Annotated in this window: 22 protein-coding genes; 6 read left to right on the top strand and 16 right to left on the bottom strand. The window is 66.7% G+C overall.

From position 1 onward, the window contains the following. Positions 1-410: 410 nt before the first annotated feature. Positions 411-740, top strand: a complete 330-nt coding sequence (locus ABME02_RS08490) for a nucleotide pyrophosphohydrolase (protein ID WP_353814976.1) — start codon at positions 411-413, stop codon at positions 738-740. Continuing rightward, positions 727-2,451 (top strand): DNA/RNA helicase domain-containing protein, encoded by a 1,725-nt coding sequence (locus ABME02_RS08495; protein ID WP_353814847.1) that lies wholly within the window; start codon positions 727-729, stop codon positions 2,449-2,451. Before ABME02_RS08490 ends, ABME02_RS08495 begins: the two co-directional genes overlap by 14 nt. Before the next feature lie 153 nt (positions 2,452-2,604). On the opposite strand, the gene ABME02_RS08500 is transcribed toward ABME02_RS08495, so the two are convergent. Then, positions 2,605-3,147 carry a PIN domain-containing protein gene (locus ABME02_RS08500; RefSeq protein ID WP_353814848.1) on the bottom strand — a complete coding sequence of 181 codons (543 nt, stop codon included), beginning with the start codon at positions 3,145-3,147 and terminating at the stop codon, positions 2,605-2,607. Continuing rightward, positions 3,144-4,250, bottom strand: coding sequence for a helix-turn-helix domain-containing protein (locus ABME02_RS08505; protein WP_353814849.1), 1,107 nt, complete (start codon positions 4,248-4,250; stop codon positions 3,144-3,146). The genes ABME02_RS08500 and ABME02_RS08505 overlap by 4 nt, the downstream gene beginning before the upstream one ends. Before the next feature lie 172 nt (positions 4,251-4,422). Between ABME02_RS08505 and ABME02_RS08510 the strand changes: the two genes are divergently transcribed. Beyond that, entirely contained in the window at positions 4,423-4,797 is a 375-nt protein-coding gene (locus ABME02_RS08510) for a hypothetical protein (RefSeq protein ID WP_353814850.1), read from the top strand. Positions 4,798-4,992: 195 nt separating this feature from the next. Here ABME02_RS08510 and ABME02_RS08515 read toward each other — a convergent pair whose 3' ends face one another. Together ABME02_RS08515 and ABME02_RS08520 are read right to left on the bottom strand one after the other, a co-directional pair. Further along, entirely contained in the window at positions 4,993-6,084 is a 1,092-nt protein-coding gene (locus ABME02_RS08515; RefSeq protein WP_353814851.1) for a DNA cytosine methyltransferase, read from the bottom strand. A 124-nt stretch (positions 6,085-6,208) separates the two neighbouring features. Further along, complete coding sequence (locus tag ABME02_RS08520; RefSeq protein ID WP_353814852.1) at positions 6,209-6,994, bottom strand: NgoMIV family type II restriction endonuclease; 786 nt, start codon at positions 6,992-6,994, stop codon at positions 6,209-6,211. A 135-nt stretch (positions 6,995-7,129) separates the two neighbouring features. Between ABME02_RS08520 and ABME02_RS08525 the strand changes: the two genes are divergently transcribed. After that, positions 7,130-7,606, top strand: coding sequence for a very short patch repair endonuclease (locus tag ABME02_RS08525; RefSeq protein WP_353814853.1), 477 nt, complete (start codon positions 7,130-7,132; stop codon positions 7,604-7,606). Positions 7,607-7,687: 81 nt separating this feature from the next. Here the strand turns inward: ABME02_RS08525 and ABME02_RS08530 are convergent, their stop codons facing one another. The 3 genes from ABME02_RS08530 to ABME02_RS08540 are packed head-to-tail and all read right to left on the bottom strand — an operon-like array spanning position 7,688 to position 11,660. Then, positions 7,688-8,566, bottom strand: a complete 879-nt coding sequence (locus ABME02_RS08530; protein ID WP_353814854.1) for a DUF6339 family protein — start codon at positions 8,564-8,566, stop codon at positions 7,688-7,690. Then, positions 8,563-9,564 (bottom strand): hypothetical protein, encoded by a 1,002-nt coding sequence (locus ABME02_RS08535; RefSeq protein ID WP_353814855.1) that lies wholly within the window; start codon positions 9,562-9,564, stop codon positions 8,563-8,565. Before ABME02_RS08535 ends, ABME02_RS08530 begins: the two co-directional genes overlap by 4 nt. Beyond that, positions 9,561-11,660, bottom strand: coding sequence for a helix-turn-helix domain-containing protein (locus ABME02_RS08540; RefSeq protein WP_353814856.1), 2,100 nt, complete (start codon positions 11,658-11,660; stop codon positions 9,561-9,563). Before ABME02_RS08540 ends, ABME02_RS08535 begins: the two co-directional genes overlap by 4 nt. Before the next feature lie 244 nt (positions 11,661-11,904). Between ABME02_RS08540 and ABME02_RS08545 the strand changes: the two genes are divergently transcribed. Beyond that, the gene (locus ABME02_RS08545; RefSeq protein WP_353814857.1) at positions 11,905-13,548 is read left to right on the top strand and encodes a S8 family peptidase; all 1,644 of its coding nucleotides are present in this window, start codon (positions 11,905-11,907) and stop codon (positions 13,546-13,548) included. A gap of 66 nt (positions 13,549-13,614) precedes the next feature. On the opposite strand, the gene ABME02_RS08550 is transcribed toward ABME02_RS08545, so the two are convergent. The 9 genes from ABME02_RS08550 to ABME02_RS08590 all read right to left on the bottom strand — a co-directional run bounded on the left by ABME02_RS08550 (position 13,615) and on the right by ABME02_RS08590 (position 21,251). Then, positions 13,615-13,950 (bottom strand): HepT-like ribonuclease domain-containing protein, encoded by a 336-nt coding sequence (locus tag ABME02_RS08550; protein WP_353814858.1) that lies wholly within the window; start codon positions 13,948-13,950, stop codon positions 13,615-13,617. Beyond that, a complete protein-coding gene (locus tag ABME02_RS08555; protein ID WP_353814859.1) occupies positions 13,947-14,447 on the bottom strand; it encodes a nucleotidyltransferase domain-containing protein in 501 nt (166 codons plus the stop codon). Before ABME02_RS08555 ends, ABME02_RS08550 begins: the two co-directional genes overlap by 4 nt. A gap of 40 nt (positions 14,448-14,487) precedes the next feature. Further along, the gene (locus ABME02_RS08560; RefSeq protein ID WP_436408252.1) at positions 14,488-14,883 is read right to left on the bottom strand and encodes a DoxX family protein; all 396 of its coding nucleotides are present in this window, start codon (positions 14,881-14,883) and stop codon (positions 14,488-14,490) included. Positions 14,884-14,950: 67 nt separating this feature from the next. Continuing rightward, a complete protein-coding gene (locus ABME02_RS08565; RefSeq protein WP_353814860.1) occupies positions 14,951-16,459 on the bottom strand; it encodes a M14 family zinc carboxypeptidase in 1,509 nt (502 codons plus the stop codon). Further along, positions 16,459-16,785: a hypothetical protein gene (locus tag ABME02_RS08570; RefSeq protein ID WP_353814861.1), complete on the bottom strand. Its 327-nt coding sequence runs from the start codon at positions 16,783-16,785 to the stop codon at positions 16,459-16,461. The genes ABME02_RS08565 and ABME02_RS08570 overlap by 1 nt, the downstream gene beginning before the upstream one ends. Positions 16,786-16,975: 190 nt before the next feature. Continuing rightward, a complete protein-coding gene (gene ppsA / locus ABME02_RS08575; RefSeq protein WP_353814862.1) occupies positions 16,976-19,375 on the bottom strand; it encodes a phosphoenolpyruvate synthase in 2,400 nt (799 codons plus the stop codon). 225 nt (positions 19,376-19,600) lie between these two features. Next, positions 19,601-20,011, bottom strand: coding sequence for a PNPOx family protein (locus tag ABME02_RS08580; protein WP_353814863.1), 411 nt, complete (start codon positions 20,009-20,011; stop codon positions 19,601-19,603). A gap of 63 nt (positions 20,012-20,074) precedes the next feature. Beyond that, on the bottom strand, positions 20,075-20,344 hold the full coding sequence (locus tag ABME02_RS08585; RefSeq protein WP_353814864.1) for a DUF1876 domain-containing protein: 270 nt from the start codon (positions 20,342-20,344) through the stop codon (positions 20,075-20,077). 208 nt (positions 20,345-20,552) lie between these two features. Continuing rightward, positions 20,553-21,251 carry an O-methyltransferase gene (locus tag ABME02_RS08590; protein ID WP_353814865.1) on the bottom strand — a complete coding sequence of 233 codons (699 nt, stop codon included), beginning with the start codon at positions 21,249-21,251 and terminating at the stop codon, positions 20,553-20,555. 118 nt (positions 21,252-21,369) lie between these two features. Here ABME02_RS08590 and ABME02_RS08595 point away from each other — a divergent pair, with 118 nt between their 5' ends. Further along, on the top strand, positions 21,370-21,888 hold the full coding sequence (locus tag ABME02_RS08595; protein WP_353814866.1) for a methylated-DNA--[protein]-cysteine S-methyltransferase: 519 nt from the start codon (positions 21,370-21,372) through the stop codon (positions 21,886-21,888). The last annotated feature ends 29 nt before the right edge of the window (positions 21,889-21,917 follow it).

The raw sequence follows: 21,917 nt of genomic DNA on the forward strand, positions 1-21,917 counted from the left end.
GTATGAAGTGCTCACGTCAGCACCGATTCCCATGGCTGTTGGGTGATGCCTCACCGACGACTGGACGTCAGGTCGCGCTTCCCGTGGATGGCTATTGGGAGAAGCAGCACTTGGTGGTCGAATTCGCCGAGTCTCAGCACAGCGAATCCACCCCATTCTTCGATAAGCCTGACGTGCTCACGGTCTCCGGTGTGCATCGCGGCACACAACGAGCGATCTACGACGACCGGCGCCGACGATTGATTCCCGAGCACGGTATGAACTTCGTTGTCATCGCGGCAACGGAGTTCCCGCTCAAGGGCAAGCGGATCGATCGTGATCGCGAACGAGACCTCGGAATTGTGTCGTCGATCCTGAGCCGCGTGGGTGCGAACGCATCTCAGGAGATCAGTGCTCCCGATGGGGACGGCGTGGGTGGAGCGGTATCGGGCAATGTGTCGAATGCACTCCGTCACTTCGTGGCCGAGCGCGACTGGGGGCAGTTCCACACGCCCGTCAATCTCGCAAAGAGCATCAGCATCGAGGCGGGCGAACTCCTCGAGTGCTTCCAGTGGGATGAAGCGGCGGAACGGGAGCGTGTCGTCGAGGAACTCGCGGATGTGTTGACCTACTGCTACCTGCTCGCCGACCGGCTCGGCGTCGACCCGGGCCGCATCATTCTTGACAAGCTCGCGCAGACGCGAAGCAAGTACCCCGTCGATCGATCCCGTGGCAGGAGCGCGAAGTATGACCAGCTTTAGGGTCGAACACTTTCCGTTCTCTAAGCAGGCGGTGCGGACCTGGGCTGAACCCGATGGGCGACACGCGAACTGGCCTGTCGTGTACACGATCAGCGACCACGGCGAGGTCTACGTCGGTGAGACGCTGAATGCGGCGGGGCGGCTCCGGCAGCACCTCGACAACGAAGGCAAGCAGCATCTCAAGGCTGTTCGCATCGTGATCGACGAGACGTTCAACAAGTCCGCTTGCCTCGACCTCGAGTCCTACCTGATCCGGCTCTTCGCAGGCGACGGAAGATTCGAGGTGATCAACCGCAACGAGGGCATCACCGACGCTGACTACTACGATCGCGTGAGGTACCGCAACACCTTCGACGAGATCTTCGATCAGCTGCGCACGGCGGGCATGTTCACGCGGGATATCCCGGAGATCGAAAACAGCGACCTCTTCAAGCTGTCGCCATTCAAGGCCCTCAACCAGGAGCAGGCCGTCGCCATGGAAGGCATCCTTGAAGGGCTCTTCGAGGACTTGGAGCGAGGTGCTCGAAGCACCGTGGTGGTTCAAGGCGACCCCGGTACCGGCAAGACGATCGTCGGCGTGTTCCTCATGAAGCTCCTGCGCGACATCCAGGCCGCGAATCCGAACGATCGACCTGAGACCGATTCGCTCTTCTCCGACTTCTTCGTCGAGGGCCATTCGGAGTTGCTGCACGACTTCCGGATCGGCATCGTGGTGCCACAGCAGTCCCTTCGCAGGTCGATCCAGAAGGTCTTCGCGAAGACTCCAGGTCTCGACCGGAAGATGGTGGTTACGCCGTTCGAGGTCGGAGCGTCGGACGACGATTTCGACCTGCTCGTGGTCGACGAAACCCATCGGCTGAATCAGCGTGCCAACCAGCCGACTGGTGTGCTCAACAAGAAGTTCCGAGAGATCAACGGCGCCTTGTACGGCGACGATGACCTGACCAAGACCCAACTCGACTGGATCCGTTCGAAGAGTCGCCATCAAGTCTTCCTTCTGGATGAAGGGCAAGCCGTCCGACCGGCGGATCTCCCACGGCCCGTGCTCGGAACGCTCGTACGTGAGGCGAAGGAAGCCAATCGTTTCTATCCATTGGCGTCGCAGATGCGCGTCGCCGGCGGTGCGGACTACATCGACTTCATTCGGCGTTTGCTTCGCGCTGAGGCCTCAGAAGGTGGAGCGTTCGCAGGCTACGACCTGAGGCTGTTCGAGAACCTCGGTGAGATGCACGAAGCGATCCGCGCCCGGGACGAGGAGCACGGACTCTCGCGTCTCGTCGCCGGCTATTCGTGGCCGTGGAAATCACGCAAAGACCCTTCCAAGTTCGACATCGAGCTCGACGGGGTCGCGCTGCGCTGGAACGGGACGGCCGTGGACTGGATCAACTCCGAGGGATCCATCGAAGAGGTCGGATCGATCCACACTGTCCAGGGCTACGACCTGAACTACGCTGGCGTAATCATCGGCGGCGACCTGAAGCTCGACCCGTCGACCGGCACAGTGCACGCCGACCGCGCTTCGTACTACGACACCAAGGGCAAGGAGAACAACCCGACCCTCGGCATCACCTACGACGACGAAGACCTGCTCCAGTTCATAGTCAACATCTACGCCGTGCTGCTCACCAGAGGAATGCTTGGTACGTACATTTACGTTTGCGACCCCGGCCTCCGCGCGTACTTCCGGAGACTGGTAGTGCAGGTCGACTGAACGCGAATCGCGCCATCAGCGGACCCCGGGCTTGATGGGCACGGCGCCGGAGCAACCGGGAGTCTGGGTGCCCGGTCCCATTTCGGGTTACCGTGAAGGTAACCTTCGATGCATTGCCCGCAGCCCTCGGAATGGCGTGCCGATCGGCACGTGCTAATAGTCGATTAGTCCTTGCTCCAGCGCCCATCGCCTAAACTCCCCGGGCCCAAAAGGGAGGAAGTAATCGCCAGCGATGAGTTCGTCCGCGAGGTGCTCGACCATCGGCACCGTTAGCAACTCACCGCGGATTGCCTCGCACAGCAGAGGAAGAGTTGCCGTCACGGCAAGCTTCTCCTCCTCAGCGATAGCCCGTGCGGTTCCATCGTCGATCACCATTTCGAAGCCTCGGACTCTGCCGAGTGCAAGAACGCCGCACTCGCCACGGTTTGCGTCGTCACCTTTGCGAACGAGCCGCTCTTCGTATGCGGCAAACGCCATCAGGAAGTCGATGTCGTCGCTTCGATCTACCGAGATCCAGTCCGCGTCGATGACCTGGCGAAGAGCGGGTTCCGACCCAGACTGTCGTTCGAGTTCATAAAGCACCGTCTCCGGTATCAGTATCCCTCGGTCACGGGTAAGGAACTTGAGCGCGCCGAGCCAACCTCGTAGGGTGAAGTGGCGAAGCGGGCCAGTGTCAAAGACCAGCGGCTCGGTCAAGACACAAAGTTCCAGAGTTCGCCCTCCACACGCTTTCGACGCGGAGGCAGGTCGGAATCAGCCAGTGTGCCGCGCAACAATTCAAGCGTTCGCTCAACACTTATCTTCCGCTCTCTGTAGAGAGCGAGTACCGCTTGCTGATATCGCTGCGGAAGCGAAGAGCCCTCTAGATCGACGGACACGTTGAGTCCATGCTCGATGATGTCCGCTTGAACTGTTTGAGTCGCGCGGATCATATTCCGATCGCCATCGAGCTGCAATTCCTTCAGGCGCCTCGCCAAGGTCGACATGTCCACCTGAAATCGCGAAGCCGTGACGACTGAAGCATCTCGCAACCCCAACCGTTCAAGGCTCTCATTCCAAAAATCGGAGAAGCCTGATGCGGGAAGCAAGAAGGCCCGCGCAAAACGATCTAGCCGAGACTCCACACCGTCACTCGGATCGCTCACGCGCCAATCGACTGTGTAGTCATCCTGAAGAAGGAAGTGTCCAAGTTCATGCGCCAGGGCCAGTCGTCGGCGACCCACCTTGTTGTGACTGTTGATCAAGGCAACGCCGCCGTTGCGTAGCAGAATGGTTCCGGCGTCAGCCGTGTCAGGGCCGAAGTCCATCGAGAACGCCCATAGCCCTAGACGAGATACAACCTCTGGCAATCGAGTAACGGCGTCGGACTCGCCGAGACCGAGGCCGCGACGCGCCTGCGTCGCAAGTTCCTCCGCATTCTCGTACGAGCGCGGGCGCTGAAGCGGCAAGTCCATCTCCACTTCGGGTGCCAGTCGCTCGGGCGCCAGTCGCTGCACAAACTCGACTTCGTGCGCAAGCTCATCGAGGAGGACGTCGACTCGAGAGTCGATCGTGTCGAGCCCCTGGCTAGACCGATGCGAGACGAGCGCCGGGATCGGATCCTCAAGGAGACGCGCCATTCGAACGCCGACAGCCTCGGCAATTCGTAGTAACTCGATGGCAGTAACCTTTCGTACACCAGTCTCGATCTTGCTGATTGCTGTCCGGTCTATGTCAGCCAGCGAAGCGAGGTCACCTTGGCTGAGACCTGTGCGCTCGCGCTCCTGCCGGATCCGACCACCCAGTTGCGACGCATCCATGTGTGCTAGTTTCGCACATCGATCTCGCCGATGTCGTCCCCAGACCTGGTGGGGGCAAGTCGAATCTTGGCTCGAATGCGTCGCGCGCCTGGTGGTCAAGTGGGCTGCATGGTTTCGCGAGCGCTACGGGGCACGCGTTGACGTCGCCCGCCGCGCCTCAGCGTGCCTGCGGATGTACCCCGTCACCCGGCAGGTCTCTGAGGGAGCCGGCGTGCGGGTGAAGGAGCTGGCACGGATCAACTGCCACCGATACTTCAACGAGAACGTTGGCGCACTCGACGACCGGATGTGGGCGTCGCGGGCGGGCGCGATCCAGGCTTGCGACGGCGGCCGGCGTGCCTGGCCGAGCGGCCGGATCAGCGACAGCGACAGCGACGTGATTAGGGTTGACCCCGAGCGAGTGAATGCCGAGGCTGAGCCGCCTGGCTCTTACGCTATTTCGGAGAGGCGAGCTGGTTCCGTGGAGCGGTGCATCGGCGCGGGACGGATCGGGAGTCTATGTCTCTGCCTAGGCCTGCGCGGAAGGTTCGCGGGAAGATCGTCCTGATAGACCCAACCCGGCGAACGTCCCGACGTTTCGCTAGAGCGTCAGCGTCGAGGAGGGTGGAGACTGGTGGTCTTGACTCTCAATCGCGAATCTTCGCGCGTGGTGCGTGCTAGTTCCCGTCTGGACCTTTTCACCTGACGTCCAGCTCATGCGGTGGCAACGCGAGCGTTAGGGTTGCGCGCCGCCGGTTCACCCTTATGAAGCAAGGGCCTCGGTCGTACGGTTCCAACCCAGCAGGTCATGCACGTACTGGGCGATCGCTGATCCGAGTGCGGTGGGAACGGCGTTCCCGATCTGTCGCGCGATCTCGATCTTGTTGCCCGAGAAGGTGAAGTCGTCGGGGAAGCCCTGAAGTCGCGCAGCCTCCCGATGCGTGATCGGTCGATCTGCGACAGGGTGGAGATAGCGCCCCTTCTCGGGCTTGAAGAACTCTGTCCGGATCGTCGGCGAAGGACGGTCCCACCACATCCGGCCCATTACGTCCGTGGTGCCGGTGGGCTTCTCCGCCCAGCATCGCGGGAGAAGATCCGGCCTGTTGCGCGCCAGGTCGAATCGGTTACCGCCTTCTGGGACCGCTCGATAGCGTTCGAGGCTCGTCGGCCGCGGGTTACGACGGATGTGAAGGTCTTGCACCGTCGTACCGATGCCTCTGGAGATCGTAGGCTCCGTGGAAGTCGGATACAGCGGGAGATCCTCAATCGCATCGCGGACTGTAACGAATGGCTTCCCACTTTCGGAGTTCGGTCCGTGGGTGCGAGGCGGAGGCCAGGCCACCGAACCTGCCCCCGTGACCGCGACGAAGATCCCACGGATGCGGCGCTGGGGTGCACCGTACTCGGCGGAGTTCAGGGCACCATAAGCGAAGGCGTATTGCCGGAGTACGGGATCGTGCTCCATCTCATGCAGAAGTTCCAGGAACTGGGCAGACTTCTGGAACTCGGGGACGTTCTCGATGACGAATGCTGCAGGCTGCACCTGGCGGACGGCACGGAGGTACTGCTGCCAGAGGTCGTTGAGCTCGGCGCGTGATTCTGAGTCACGGTTCTTCCCCAGAGGCGAGAATCCCTGGCACGGCGGCCCACCGATGATGACGTCCACCGACGGGAACTCTTCGATCTCGGCGATCGACCCGGTGTAGACCTCGCATCCGAAGTTCGCGCTGAAGGTTCGGGCAGCAGCCTGGTCAATCTCCACGGCCATGACCGGCTTGAACCCCAGCGTGCTGGCCTCAAAGCCGAGCGACAGTCCGCCAGCGCCGGCGAACAGATCAAGCGTACGAATCACCACGGTTACCTTCCCTCTTCTATGTCTAGCGTGGCACCATCCGCCGACACTGGGTTGCAGCCGCGCGTCGTCTATGAAGCGCCTAGATCATCCCGCTCGCATGAACGAGGCGATCCAGGTCATTGAATCACCACCGGGCGATGGTTTCCGCGAGTTCTGAGTAGGGTCGAACCCTGCCAAGGTCGACGACTTCGCGCCAGGCGGCGAGCTGTTCACTCGAGATTCCGCCCGTCACCCGCAACCGGGACATTGCGCGCTCCATCGCGTAGAACGCGATGTGGTAAGTGGCATCTACCTCCCCGGTCCCGCGAGCGATTGAGGTGAGGCGCGTCGGCAGCGGCTCGGCTGTGACCGTGACGAGATGTGGTAGCCGCTCACGTCGATGCTTGATGAGCTGGTTGTACTCGTGTCGGATGTTCTGAACGCGATCGCTCCGGATCGTCCACTTGCACGACACCACCGCGTGGAGGAAAGGGTGCTCATCCGAGGTACGCCCGGGAAGCGCCACGACGATGTCGGGGCGAATGAGGTAGTCGGTGCCTAGGGTGATCCTGAGCTCCTCGTTCTGCGCGGCGAGCTGGTCGAGACGCCGAAGATGCTCGTACTGCAGAAAGTCAGTGATCAACCGCGGTTCCTTCGAGACGCTGAACAACCGGCCTGGATCGAGCCTGCGTAGTTCCGACTGCAGATCGCTCGCGACCGCGAGTTCGAGCGGCCGACCAGTGGTGGCGTCCTGGACTCCTGAGACAACGTCGCGTTGCACTCCGAGGTCATCGAGGATGGCCGCCGCGATGCGCACCGAGTTCAGGCTGCTCGAGTCGGCGGAGTTCGGGACCAGGTTCCCGTTCCTGAGGGTTCGCCAGCCGAGAAGTTCACGCGCGAATGATGCATCCAACTCGAGCCGGCCTTCCATGGAGAACATTCTCTAGCCAAACCAACCTACCGGTGTGACGCGCATTACCTGAACGCGCGTCACCACCACCATCGTGGCCAACGCGTAGGTTCTACATATGTCTTTCATCGAGGAGTTCGCGTTTGGGCGGGTGCGATGAAACCTCGGGCCGTCTCCTGGGCGACGTCCGAAGGCACACGTCGGTCGATGATCGCCAACCGCGGGCGCGACACACGACCAGAGCTGGTCGTGCGCCGCGCTCTGCACGCGGCGGGGATGCGATATCGGGTGAACATGGCGCCGATACCGGGAGTTCGCCGGACTGCTGACATCCTGTTCACCCGCGCGAAGCTCGCGGTCTTCATCGACGGGTGCTTCTGGCACGGATGCGAAGCGCACTATCAACGACCTGGCCGGAACCAGACCTTCTGGGACGCGAAGGTTCAGGCGAACCGTCGACGCGATCGCGAAACGGACGCGCTGCTGATCGGGCAGGGCTGGACGGTGTTGCGCGTATGGGAGCACGATGTCCGCGCCGACCCCGCGAGAGTCGTCGCGCAAATCAGTTCGGTCTTTGAGAGCCTCATGACATCGCGTACCGAGTCGTCCAAAGACGACTCGGTACGCGATTAGGAGGAGCGGTGCGGTCCTTTCACGGACCAGCCATGTCCGTCCGGTCGCTGGGAAGGGACGACCCACCCTGGTGGTGCGCCATCATGGTGCGGGCTGGCTCCCCCGAACGGGAGCTTCTGCCAGGAGCTCTTGGAGGAGCGTGCGCATGCGGTCGACTGATTCGGCTGGCGCTTCTCCGTCATCTGGACCATCCGGCAGCTCGTCGAGGTGGGCCCTCGAGTCGTAATCGTCCCTCACGCTCTCCCACTGCGAACGCGCCGCGGCGTCGAGAGGAACGTCCGGCCCGATGAGGTCAAGAGCCAAAGTGGAGGCCGCAGCGTTCGCCGCCTTCGCCAGTGCGTTTGCTAGACGCCCGCCCGGAAGTGAGGCCCCATCGGCGCTCGTCGGGAGCACACTGAGAGCGGCGAGAGCCGTCGGTCGGTGGTTGGAGATGTTCATGCGGAACAGGTTGTTCACGATGTCCTGGTTCGTCAGCGCCAGCGCGGCAGGATGGTAGTTCTTGCCGTCCCGGAACACCTCCGCCATCCACCAGAGTCGCGCGAGTGCGTGCTTGCTGTCCGGGCCCACGAACCGTTCTGACTTGGCAGCGTTGTCGGGGTTTTCCTCGTTTGCGGAGGAGCCGAAGCGCCAACGCACGAAATCAGCCGCCCAGAGGCCCAGAAAGCGCCACAGATCTCGGTTGCCAGCCTCCCGTCGCGACAGGCGCAAGGCTGCGTGCAGTCGCGGCCCGAGCCAAGAGTCGGACGCGGCCGCGCCGGCCTGACGGTAGCGACTCATCGCTTCGTCCAGAAGCACTCGGGCAGGCTCGAGCCGGTGCTCGCGCAGTCCGGGCACGGTCACCAGGTGATCGCTGACGTCGAGGTCGGCGGTGCCCAGACGGAAGGCCGGAGTGAGCCGGATCGCGGAGCTTACGCCGCCGACCGTCTTCGCATCCTCGAGCGGTGTTGCAGACCCAGTCACTTCGCTGTCTCCTTCGTCTCAGCGCCCTTCTCCAACAGAGAGATGCCCCGCCGTAGCAAAGCACTAGTTCCCACCTGCATCGCGGCGGCCGGAAGCAGTCGTTCGAGCAGCTCCCCCGACCCCTCGCCCGATCGTCGCGCCTGTACCGCCTCGATCAAGGCATCATCAGGTCCAAGGTGCGGATAAATGCGTGGGAGGAGCATCCTGAGCACCACTACCCGCCATTCCTCAGCGGGCCATTCCGGCATGCCGGTCTCAGGATCCGCCTCCACCACGTCGAGGGCCGTTACGAACATCGCCTGCCACGCGTCACTGGCGATGTTGGATCTGGTGCTGTCGTGCATCGCCTGCTCGGCGGGCGGGCGACGGCGACGGTCGCCCAGCAATGCCTCGAGACCGTCGAAGCCACTGTTGAGGTAGAGCACGGGCGCCTCGGGATCCAACCGCAGGTGGTGCGCGTCGTCTTTGAACGGCCTGAGCCCGTGCTCGGTGTCGTTGGCGAAGTCCACCCATTGCACGGCGATGCTGCCGTGTACAGGTGAGGGCGGAAGGTCGTCAAAGGAGAGCGCCCAAGTGTCGCTCGTACCCAGCGTTCGGTGGGCGACGCCGTCGACGGTGGCCGCCACCATCGCGTGCATCGTCGCCCGTCCATACCATTCGTCCCGCGCCAGAAGTACGGTGCCACGCCACCGCCCTGGAGAGTGCGCATCCTCCGCCAGCACGAGAACACGACGGGTGTTGGTGAAGCTGCAGTTCATTTGGACCGCCGCCTGCACGTCCGTCCAACCGGGATGACCCGACAGCTCTCCTGCCGGGGCCGTAACGGTGACCTCGATCGCGGCCTCCTCCCAATGGTCGGCATCCAGGTCCCTGAACGCGATCTCAGGGAGGTCTGGGTCAATGTAGTTATTCGAGAGCGGCTTGCCGTCGATGACGACCTTGTCGACGGTGAGTCGAACGTCGCCGACCAGCGTCTGGTACGGGTAGAGGGCGATCACGACCTGTTCTCCTTGTACACGCGGACGTCGACGAGCGCGGTGGCCCGGGACGCACCGACCGGGTGGGTGTCGGCCTTGGTGATACCGGTGAACCGCACCTCGCGCGAACGCGGATCGGCCGTAATGACATCGCCGGTTACCGAGCACTTGGCTTGGGCCTCCAGTAACTCCCAGACCACGGGTATCGGAGCGCCTGACTCGGTCCCGAAGCGCAAGACGGGGCTGAAACGCCACGGGGTCTCGCGGTCCGGGAGGCTGACCCGAACGTCCACGAACCATCGGCCTTCGCTGTCCGGCTGGCCTACGACGCTCTTGACCTTGGGCCGCCTGGTTGTGTCGACGGTTGGCGGCGAGATGCGGAGGAGCTCCTTGAGCGAGTCCGGCCCATCCGAGAGGTCACGGGTGGGCCGGCCCACGATATCGCGGATGGCCTTGCGAACCTCATTCTTGAAGTCCGTGAGCGCCTTGCCGTACCCGCGGGCGTACGAGTTCGACACATCCGGCGTCACCTCCCAGTTGTCGTGCTCAGGCGGCTCCGCGGCCCGGAGGAACCGGTCGGCCGCCTTATCCGATGGGTCGTCCCCTGCGGCAAGCCCTGCCAGCACCACCGCGTGGAAGCTCTTGCTCCCCATGGGGAGGCCCGCGACCGGCTCTTCGCGGATGATCATGTGGCTGCCGCGGAGGTAGGCCACCTTGTTCGCGTCCGGCTCGTCTTCGTCCGCCTCGGTGACCAGCAAGACAGCCTGGTGCTGCTGAGAGGCGTGTGCTCCGTCGGCAAGGCGCTTGGGCACCTCGAGTGTGATGCGCCGCCGGACGACGTCACCGGGATTCTGCAACGAGTCGACGGTGAGGTCGTCACGATGCGCCTTAACCATCCGAGCCTTGGCGGGAGAGTAAGAATAGGGATCCACGAGGTCGGACTTGATGGTGCTGCCGTTTCTCTCTGAACGAACGAGCGCGGTCATCATTCCCGGGTCGCCCCCGGCACGCTCGACCATGGCAGGCCAGAAGTTCTTGGCCAGCGAGGACACGAGCTGCTCGTGCATCTCCTCGATGGTCTCGATCTTGTCGTCCGGGTCGTATGCACCGACGATGAGGAAGGACGTGCCTGACTCGTCGCCGTCGCGCAAGAGGTGGGTGTCCGCCGCAAGAGCATCGTTCCCCCAGAAGGACCGGGTCACCCCGCCCCGTTCGATGTCCTTTTCGCCGTACCAGGCGGGACCAGCGTAGGCGACCGAGTCGGCTCCGCCGTCGGCTGGAAGCCTGTGCCAGGGCAGCTCCAGCCTCGCGATGAAGCGGCCCTCGCGGTAGCCCTCCTGCGCCACCGAGAGCGTGCTGTTGATGATCACCAGGGCGAACTGCGAACAGGCCCACATGACGGACTTGCCGAGCCCGTACGAGCCTCCAGCGTTGTCACCCTTGAACGAGTCCAGGATGTTGCGGACGACGGCCATATAGTTGCCCTCTTCGTACTCCGGCCCAACCAAGCCCTTCGCTCCGTAGTCCTCTACACGAAGGAGCACCAGCTTCTTCTCGTCACGTAGAGCCGCGAGACCACTCCTGATCACCCCAGCGACTTTCTGACGGGTGGCGGCCGCCGACTCGAGGTGGGGCACGAGGTCCTCGAACTTGATGGCCTCGAGGAACGCCTCGAGCTTGGCGCCAGACAATTCGATCAGCGTGTATCGGGCGCCCACGGTGGGCTGCCCAGCCTGGGCCTCATCGAGAATGTTCTGAGAGGTCTCGCGAGCGAGCGTTGCCAGACCGCCCTGGAAGGCGAAGCCAGCGGCGTTGCCGAGCTCGCGGCCTGCGTCCTGCGGCGCGGGCCGGTAGTACCACGTGCAGTCCCGCCGGTATGCCTCACGTTCTTTCGGGTCAACCGTGCGACTAACCGTGCCCAGCTCGCCGTAGGACAACCAGGCAGGGGTTACCCCCAAGAATTGGGCGATCTTGATGATGTTCGAAGCGCTCGGAGTCTTGGTTCCCGCACGCCATTGCGAGGCAGTCGCGGATGAGACCCCCACGGCCTCCGCCAGAGCTGCTTGCGTCTTGCCTTGGTTGTTGAGCTCACGATCGAGTCGCTCATGCACTTTCATTCCGGACCTCACCTTGCCAATGGTTAGTGCAACTGACTGCCATGAGCGATTCTACCCCAAAAGTTAGCCAGTGGCTAATGTTTCTCATCGGGGACCAGGCGCTGGTCCGGGCCCACCCCGATGCATCCGCCCCCACCTCGGGCGCATGATCCCCTCGTAACCATCGAAATCGGCCGGCCGCCCGCGCGCGGCGCCCAGCGCACGTGCGCGCACGACCGCCATCCGCAACGGAGGGGAGCGGATCATGGGCATGATCGACGGCAAGGAGCTCGACCCGGCCGAGGCGCCGGAGGTGCAACGGCGGGTGGTCGTGAAGGTCACCGATGCGGCGCGGCGCGAGCGGGCGCTGAGGGAGCGTCCGGGTGAGCGGCGGGCGGGGGAGCAGGAGGACGACGTCGGGCGCGAGCTGGTCGATGCAGTCGCCTACCTCGGGGATGTGCTCGCGGAGTACCAGCGGCGGGTGGCCGGGGAGGCGTACCTCGAGCCGATGGTCGGGCGCGACGAGCGGGAGCGGCTCGGGCGGGGGCGGCGGGCCCGGTTCGACGGGTACGCGGCGATCACGGTGCGGGACGAGGCATCCGCTGCCGAGCTCGCCAAGGAACTCGATGCGCGCGACGACGTCGAGACCGCCTACGTCGAGGGCGGGCCGACGCCGCCGCCGGTGAACGCGGGCGACGACCCGCGCAGCGGGAACCAGGGGTACTTGGATGCCGCGCCCGACGGTATCGACGCGCGGTGGGCCTGGGGTGCGACGGATGGCTCGGGCATCGGGTTCGTCGACCTCGAGCAGGGGTGGACGCTGAACCACGAGGACCTCGCGGCGGCCGGCATCACGATCATCTCGGGCGTGAGCCAGGCGTACCACGGGCACGGCACGGCGGTGCTCGGCGAGGTCGTCTCGGTCGACAACACGAAGGGCGGCGTGGGCGTCGCGCCAGGGGCATCCGCTCGGGTCGTGTCGCAGTACCGCACGTCGACGAGCTACAGCACCGCGGCGGCCATCATCTCGGCGGCCGACGCGATGTCGCCCGGCGACGTGCTGCTGCTCGAGGCGCAGACCACCGCGGCCGGGTCGTCGACGTCGTACCTTCCGGTCGAGGTCGAGCAGGCGGTGTTCGACGCCATCCGCGATGCGGTCGACGCCGGCATCGTGGTCGTCGAGGCGGCCGGCAACGGCGGCAACGACCTCGACGACTGGACGGATGCCTCCGGCCGCCACCTGCTGAAGGTCGGCGACGACGACTTCCGCGACTCCGGGGCGATCATGGTCGGCGCCGCGTCATCCGCCGCGCCGCACTCGCGGCTGTCGTTCTCGAACCACGGCGGCCGCGTCGACTGCTACGCGTGGGGCCAGAACGTCGACACCACCGGCGACGGATGGACCGGCACCTCGACCACGGCGTACACCGGCGGGTTCGGCGGCACGTCCGGTGCGAGCCCGATCGTCACGGGCGCCGCGGTGCTGCTGCAGAGTTGGCGGAAGGCGCGGAAGGGGCAGCCGTTCTCGCCGGGGAGCGTGCGGTCGTGGCTGTCGTCGTCGCTCAACACGCCCAGCGGCGACCCGGCCACCGACCGCATCGGGGTCATGCCCGATCTAAAGGCGATCTTCGAGCGGATCGAGTGGAACGACCGCTTCACGGGCATCGACGACCGGTTCGTGTACTGGGTGTACATCTTGTTCGGCATCATCAACGACGCGCCGGGCGTGATCTGGGTGCCGGGCAAGGGGCCGGTGCCGGTCGATCCCGACTGGCGCTCGCAGGCGGTGCGCGGGCGGCGGGAGCTGGTCGCGGCGATCGCGAAGGAGGCGCGCGCGTTCGACGGGCGGTTGACGCCGAAGCAGCTGGACCGGATCGCCGAGAAGGTGTTCAAGAACCTCGGCAGGTGAAGCGGATGGCGCGGGGGCGCCGTCATCGGCATCCATCGAGCGCGTCGGCGGCGCAGCGTGTGTCGGTCAGTCGCGTACCAGCTCGACGAGACTCGCGAGCTCGGGGAAGCTGCGCGAGACGGTGACCCAGAGCGCGTCGGCGTCGACGCGGTCGTAGTGGTGGACCACGAAGTCGCGGTTGCGCGCCGCCTGCGACCAGAGCGGGTCGCTGAAGCGTGACGGATCGGCGGCGACGAGGCGCTTCGCGAGATCGCCCACACGATTCGACAGCGCCTCGAAGGCCAGGGGGATCGCGGGGTCGCGGTCGAAGTCGTCGCGCCCACGGGCGACGAGCGACGAGGCGGTCTCGAGCGTCGCGGCGAGGTCGTCGAGCCAGCGGTCGATGCGGTCAGCCGGCCTCACAGGTCGATGGCCTCGGCCAGCACGGCGTGATCGCGCTCCGGGTCGAGCGAGCGACGCGACACGACGTCGACGGGGCGCTCGAGCAGCAACTCGAGGTCGAGTTCGAACTGGGCGAGGTCGAACAGCGAGGCGTCGGGGTCGGGGTCGACGAGGAGGTCGATGTCGCTGACGGGAGCTTCGTCGCCGCGCGCGACCGAGCCGAACACCTGCACCGAGCCGATGCGATTCGCGCGGGCGAGGCGCTCGATGAGTTGCTTGCGGCGGTGGAGGAGGTCGAGCACGGGCTCGGGTCGGTGCGCGGCGGAGGAGGAGCGTTCGCTCAGCGCGGCGTACGGCAGGAGCACGGCCTCCGGCTTCCGATGCGACCCGATGACGACCGGCTTGGCCTCGGCTCCCTGCGCACGGAACCCGCGGAGGAGGCGCGACAATCCGGCGCGCGCCTCGGCGACCGGCACGACGGGGGTGCCGGTGAGGTCGTCGAGCGGGACGGGCTGCATGCCCTGATCATATCGAGTCTGTACAGAAAGCTGTACAGATTTACGACCGACGCGTCGCGTGGTCCGGCGCCGTGCTCCACAGCGCCCACGCCACGAGCACCGGCTGCAGGAACAACCGCAGGAACCTCGCCCGGTCGGTCCGCATGAGCGGCACTGAGCGTCCGGTGCGCCAGTGGTGGACGTTGCCCGGGAACACCGCCACGAAGAACGCCGCGATCGCGAGGCCGACGCGCCGGCGCTCGCGGGGGAGGGCGACCGCGGCCGTGCCGAGCAGGATCTCGGCCGCGCCCGACGCGATCACGACGGCATCCTTGTCGGCCGGCTCGCTCGCCACCCAGTCGGGCACCGCGATGCGGAACCCCTTCCGCGCCCAGAACAGGTGCGGGCGATCGAGCGGATGACGCTGAGCGCGTCGGGTCGGCGGGGGCGGCGTGATCGATCAGGCCGTCGGCTGCGGGTCGGCATCGGGCCAGTCTGGCACCGTCGCGGTCACGCACTCCGCGCTAGCTTCGCGCCGCCGCCTTCCCCTTCCCCTTCCCCTTGCCCGGGCCGCCCGAGGCCTTCGCGCCCGGCGGCGTCGCCATCAGCCGCTCGACCGCCTTCGACATGGCCGTGCCTCGCAGGCCGTCGAGCTGCTTCTCGATCGAACGCAGGTCCGTGCGCAGCTCCGGGTCTTCGGTGCGCGAACGGAGTCTGCGCACGACCCTGAGCCCGGCGTCCACCTCGTCGTCCGTCAACTTCGCGGCGTCGTCCTTCGTGAGGGCCGATGCGCGCTTGACGAGTTCCGCCGTCTCCGACAGCAGTTCACGGTCGCCGAGCATGGCCACGAGGGCGGGCGCCTGGACGCGCTCGAACAGCGAGATCCACTCGCGGCCCGCGTCCGTCGTCGACAGGAGCTTGTCCCGCACCTTCTGGAGCGCCTTCACCTCCGTCTGAGCGCGGAAGAACTGGATGCCGATGAGCTCGATGGCGCAGATGCTCTGCTGGAGCAACGCCACCATCCCGGACTTGGCGTCGCGGATGATCGGCCGCGGGTCCGCCGGGTGGAAGGACTCCTCCGGGGTCCCGACCCACGGCCCGGTCTCGAACGTGAACCCGTACGTCTTGTCCAGCGCCGAACTGGCGATGTGGCGGCTGTAGACGTAGTCGCTCCAGGTGCCCGTGGTCGGATAGAGGCCGACGCTCGGCTCACTCGTGTACGTGCGCCCCCGAACGGCCGCGATCGCGTCGCGGATCCGGACGCCGACCGTCTGGAACCGCTGGAGGTCGCGCGGCGACATGTACTCCTGGTAGCCCGCGACCTGGATCCCCTTGCACTTCGGCTTCGGGAGCGTCGTGAAGCGCTTCTTCGGGTCGGTCGTCTGGGTCGGGGCGTGACCCCAGGGCCACAGGATGAGTTCGGAGTACGAGTGCACGTCGGCGAACGTCGCGATCCGATGCGTGTCGAGGAGATGCTTCACGTTCCGTGTCTCGGGCTCACTGAACGCGCTCGGCCCGACATACGTATCGGCGCACGGCGAGCACGACGTCTGGCCCGCCGTGACGCCCCACATGAAGTCGGCGTTCCGGTTGAGGTCCACGCCCATGCACGACGTGCCGGCGTTCGTCGCACGGTTCTTGCGCCACATGTCGTCGACCGTCAGGACATGCGTGCGCCCGTCGGGATTCGCGCACGGCACCATCCAGATGTCGAGGGCCTCGAGGATCAGCTTGATGTCGGACGCCGGCCACGTCTTCCCGCCGTACACGAGGTCCTTCTTCGTGGCGTAGCTGACGAAGAGGTCGACGGCGAGTTCGACGATCGCGTCGGGGTTCATGAGCTCGCGAGCGTGGGTGCCGCCGACGAGCAGCACGCCGCGACGCTCCGGGCCGGTTCCGGCGCGGAGGCGGAGCGCGTACACCGGGCGGCCCTGCACGGATGGCTCCGGCAGCTTGATCCGCGTGAAGTACGACGGGAACCAGTTCGCGAGGAACTGCATCTGCGAGTCGAGTTGGGCGACGGTCCGGTACATCAGCTCTGCTCCTCTCGCGCAATGCCCGCGACGCGTTCCGCGAGCCACCGTTCAGCCTCGTCATCCGTCTGGACCAGGCCGGGGTCGAGCGGCGCGATCGGCACCGTTCGGAACACGCGCACCTCGTACCCGCGACGCACGAGCTCTCCGAGCTCATCCGCGGTGATGAGCACGCGGACTCCGCCCTGCGGATCCGGAATGCGGTCGAGATCGAGGTCGGCCACGCGCGAGAGCGCGACGTCCTGAACCCCCGGATGAACCGTCGCCTCGAAGCGTTCGCCTTCGGGTCGACCGAGCGCGTCAGCACCCTTGGATCGGCTGGCCATGAGACTCCCCCTTGTGTCCACGGCTCGCCCGACGTGCCCGTGGGCACGTCGAACGGGCTCCCCCCCAGAACCCTCCGGCCCGGAAGCTACTCGCTCCGGCTCCGCGCCGCAAGGCTCGAACGGGCGGAGCGGTGCGGGTCGTGCGGAGGAGGCTCCGCACGACCCGCACCAGTGCGCGTCCCGAACGAGCTCAGACCAGCGCGGCCTCCCGCTTCGCGGCCTCGAGCCGCCCGAGCCGCTGCCAGGTCTCGACGACCGTATCCGGGTTGAGCGAGATCGACGAGATGCCCTGCGACATCAGCCACTCGGCGAAGTCGGGGTGGTCGCTCGGGCCCTGGCCGCAGATGCCGACGTACTTGCCGCGCGAGACGCACGCCTCGATCGCCATGCTCAGCATCTTCAGCACCGCGGGGTCGCGCTCGTCGAAGACGCGGGCCATCTCGGCCGAGTCGCGGTCGACGCCGAGGGTGAGCTGGGTGAGGTCGTTCGAGCCGATCGAGAAGCCGTCGAAGTGGTTGAGGAACTCGTGCGCGAGCACGGCGTTGCTCGGCACCTCGCACATCATCACGACCTGCAGGCCGTTCTGGCCGCGGACCAGGCCGTTCTCGGCGAGCGCCGCGATGACGGCCTCGGCCTCGGCGATCGTTCGGACGAACGGGATCATGATCTTCACGTTCGTCAGGCCCATCTCGTCGCGCACGAACTTCAGCGCCTGGCACTCGAGGTCGAAGCACTCCCGGAACCCCGGCGACACGTAGCGCGACGCCCCGCGGAACCCGAGCATGGGGTTCTCCTCGTCGGGCTCGTACCGGTCGCCGCCGATCAGGTTGGCGTACTCGTTCGACTTGAAGTCCGACATCCGCACGATCACCGGGCCGGGCGCGAACGCGGCCGCCAGCGTCGAGACACCCTCGGCGACGCGCTTGACGAAGAAGTCGCGCGCGCCGGCGTACGGCGCGATGCGCTTGCGGATCTCCGTCGCCACCTCGGGCGCCTGGTCGTCGACGTCGAGCAGCGCCTTCGGGTGGATGCCGATCTGCCGGTTGATGACGAACTCGAGGCGGGCCAGTCCGATGCCGTCGTTCGGGGTCTGCGCGAAGTTGAACGCCTGCTCGGGGGTTCCGACGTTCATCATCACCGAGGTCGGGATCTCGGGGAGGTCGCCGAGGTCGGTGTACTCGATCGAGTAGTCGAGCGTGCCGTCGTAGACGAACCCCGTCTCGCCCTCACCGCACGAGACGGTGACCTGCTGACCCTCGACCAGGGTCGAGGTGCCGTCGCCGGTGCCGACGACGGCGGGCACGCCGAGTTCGCGGGCGATGATCGCCGCGTGACAGGTGCGGCCGCCGCGGTTGGTGATGATCGCCGACGCCATCTTCATCACCGGCTCCCAGTCGGGGTCGGTCATGTCGGCCACGAGCACGTCGCCGGGGTTGAACTCGTGCATGTCCTCGATCGATGAGAGCACGCGCGCCGGGCCAGCCCCGATCTTGTGGCCGATCGCGCGCCCCTCGGTGACGACCGTGCCGCGCTCGCCGAGGACGAACCGCTCGGTGCGGCCCGTGCGACGGGCGACCACGGTCTCGGGGCGGGCCTGCACGATGTACAGGCGGCCGTCGACGCCGTCCTTCGCCCACTCGATGTCCATCGGCCGGCCGTAGTGCTGCTCGATGCTGACCGCGTAGCGGGCGAGCTCCTCGATCTCGGCGTCGTTGAGGCTGAAGCGTCGCGCCTCGGGCGGGGTGACCGGCACGAACTCGACGGTGCGGCCCACGTGCTTCGACTTCGTGTAGATCATCTTCGTGGCCTTCTCGCCGACCGTGCGCTTCAGGATGGCGGGGCGGCCCGCGTTCAGCGCCGGCTTGTAGACGACGAACTCGTCGGGGTTCACCGCGCCCTGCACGACGCCCTCGCCGAGCCCGTACGCCGACGTGATGAGCACCGCGTTCGAGAAGCCCGACTCGGTGTCGATCGTGAACATCACGCCCGACGAGGCGAGGTCGCTGCGCACCATCCGCTGGATGCCCACAGACAGCGCGACATCGAGGTGCGCGAAGCCGTGGTGCACGCGGTACGAGATCGCGCGGTCGTTGTAGAGCGACGCGAAGACCTCGTGCACGGCCTGCAGGATCTGGTCGATGCCGCGGATGTTGAGGAACGTCTCCTGCTGGCCGGCGAAGGAGGCGTCGGGCAGGTCCTCGGCGGTCGCGCTCGAGCGGACGGCCCACGAGACCGGGTCGGCCGGGTCCTCGCCCTCGGTGAGGCGCGCGTAGGCGTCGCGGATCTCGGCCTCGAGCTCGTCCTGGAGGGGCGTCGCGATGATGTCCTCGCGGATGGTGCGGCCGGCGCGGGCCAGGGCCAGCGTGTCGGAGCTGTCGAGCCCGAGGAGGGTCGCGGCGATCCGGTCCTCGAGCCCGGTCTGGGCGAGGAAGGTGCGGAACGCGTCGGCCGTGGTCGCGAACCCCTCGGGCACGTTCACGCCGGCGGCGCCGAGGTTGTGGATGAGTTCACCGAGTGAGGCGTTCTTGCCGCCCACCTTGCCGATGTCGTCGAGGCCGAGGTCGGAGAGCCAGAGGATGTTGGTGGTCACGGTGGACTCCCTTTCGATGTCGTGAGGCGTCAGGACCGGCGGGTGATGCCGGTGAATCGAGATTGCCTCACGGCTCGACGGCGGCTGCGCCAAATCGGCGCGAAAGAATCGCGAGATTTACTCGAATCGTGCGGTGCCGACGACCTTGATTCGGCGATTCATGCAAGAACGCGTGAATGTTTCGTGCGTATGACGCCCTGCTGGGCGTCGAGGCGCCTGGTGCGCTCAGCTCCGCTCAGCCGGAGCGGCCTCGCGCAGCATCCGGAATTCGTGCCGGCCGAGCAGCCGCAGCACCCACTCGGCCGGCGGGCCGAACGCCCGGAGGCCGGCATCCGTCGCCATCGGCTCGGGAGCGCCGACCACGACCTCGCGACGTTTCCAGACGATCGTGCCGCCGCCGGCGGCGATGAGGTTGCGGTACCAGTTCACCTCGTCGCCGTAGGTGAGCTCGGCGGCGAAGCCGCCCGGCACGCGCGCCAGGATGAGCGGCGTCTCGTACGTGCGGCCGCTCTTCCGGCCGACGGTGCGCACGATCGAGAACGGTGGGATGCCGCGGCGCGCCATGCCCGCCGTGACGTGGTTCAGCGTGTGCTTGATGAAGGTGAGCCATCCGCGCTTGAATCGTCCCATCGCCATGCCCCGAACGTACGACGCTCGCGCGTCGACGTCGAGGATCCGGCGGGGCGCCGCGCGGCAGCCCTACCGATGCAGGTGCGCCGGCTGCCCCGTCGCGCCGCGGATGTCCTTCTCCGCGGTGTGCAGCATGCGCTCGGCGAGGTTGCGCAGCGCGCGCGACACGGCGAGCTCGTCGCCGATCTCGGGCACGCTCGGATCGAGCGGATTGCGCTGCGCGTGGCCGTCGCCGGTCACGTCCATCCCTGCTGGAGTGTGCAGGCTGACGTGCGCCCAGGTGCTGTCTTCTTGCTCGTCGATGTCGACGGTGACGCTCCACTGCTTCGTCGCAGTCATGGAACTCACCACCCTCCCGGTCGGTTCCACGGCCAGCGTAGGCCGGGTCGGCGCGGGCGGCGGCGAGTCCGTGCAAGGTGTCCACCCCGCCGTGCGGCGAGGCGAGTATGCAGGATGAGGCGAGTGATGGGCGCCCACGAGGATGGATGGCGCGCGTCATCCCGCAGACGCGCCGCGCCGCGCCGCGACGCGCGACCAGGCACCCCGGCTATCGCACGAGCCCGATCGCCAGCCCGTCCCACCCCTTCGCGCCGACGGTCTGCAGCGCCGTGGCATCCACCCTCGGGTCGCTGCCGAGCAGCTCGAGGCCGCGCCGCGTGCCGACCACCATCGGGTCGACGCTGCCCGCCTCGGCGACCTCGCCCCCGCGGCCGATGTTGTCGACGACGATGACCGTGCCGGGGCGTCCCAGCCGGATCGCCCAGTCGAGGTAGAGCGCGTTCGACTCCTTGTCGGCGTCGATGAAGACGAGGTCGAAGGGCTCGCCCGCGTCGGCGCGGCCGCGTTGGGCGAGGTGCTCGGCGAGACGCGGCAGGGTGTCGGCGGCGCGGCCCACGATGATCTCGACGCGGCTCGCGACATCCGCTCGCTCGAGGTTGCCGCGGGCCACGTCGGCGTGCCGTTGCTCGAGCTCGAGCGTCACCACGACACCGTCAGGGCGGATGCCCCGGGCCAGGTGGATCGTCGAGTAGCCGCCGAGCGTGCCGATCTCGAGCACCCGTCGGGCCCCCGTCATGCGGGCGAGCAGCTCGAGGAGCCTGCCGGCGAGCGGGGTGACCTCGATCGCGGGGAGGCCGGCGGCGAGGGAATCACGGCGGGCGGCGGTCAGTGCGGGATCGTCGTCGAGGAGCGTCGCGGCGAGGTAGTCGTCGACGCGGCGCCAGTTGGCGAGGGTGGAGTCGGCCATGGGGTCAGCCTCGTCGGCGACGCGCAGGTCGTCAACGGGGTGCGCCTCGTCGCCGTCACGTCCGATTCCCGCCACCGATCTCCGCGCCGGCGGGTGCGCAGCGCGCGAGAATCGACGCATGCCCCGCCGCCACGCCACGCTCCGCACGTCGCTCGGCGACCTGCTGGTGGTCGCCGACGCCGACGCCGACGGGCTCGCCGGCCTGTACTTCCCGGGCCACTGGCATCCGCCCGCCGCCGACTCGCTCGGCACCGAGGTCGACGCGCGGGGCGACGAGCTCTTCAGCCGCCTCGGCGCCGAGCTCGACGAGTACCTCGCGGGACGCCGCATCCGCTTCGACCTGCCGCTGGCGCCGACGGGGGACGACTTCCAGCAGGCGGTGTGGGGGATGCTGCGCGAGATCCCGTACGGCTCGACCGTCACCTACGGCGAGCTCGCGCTCCGCCTCGGCGACCGGAACCTCGCCAGGCGCGTCGGCGGGGCCGTCGGGCGGAATCCGATCAGCATCCTCGTGCCGTGCCACCGCGTGGTCGGCGCCGACGGATCGCTCACCGGCTACGCCGGCGGGCTCGAGCGCAAGCGCCGGCTTCTCGAGCTCGAGGGCGCCGAGGTCGTCGCGCAGCGGCGTCTGTTCTGAGGGCGCCGGCGCGGCCGCACAGCCGCGAG

Origin of the sequence: Agromyces zhanjiangensis, from assembly GCF_040496055.1 — a bacterium.
GTDB lineage: Bacteria > Actinomycetota > Actinomycetes > Actinomycetales > Microbacteriaceae > Agromyces > Agromyces zhanjiangensis.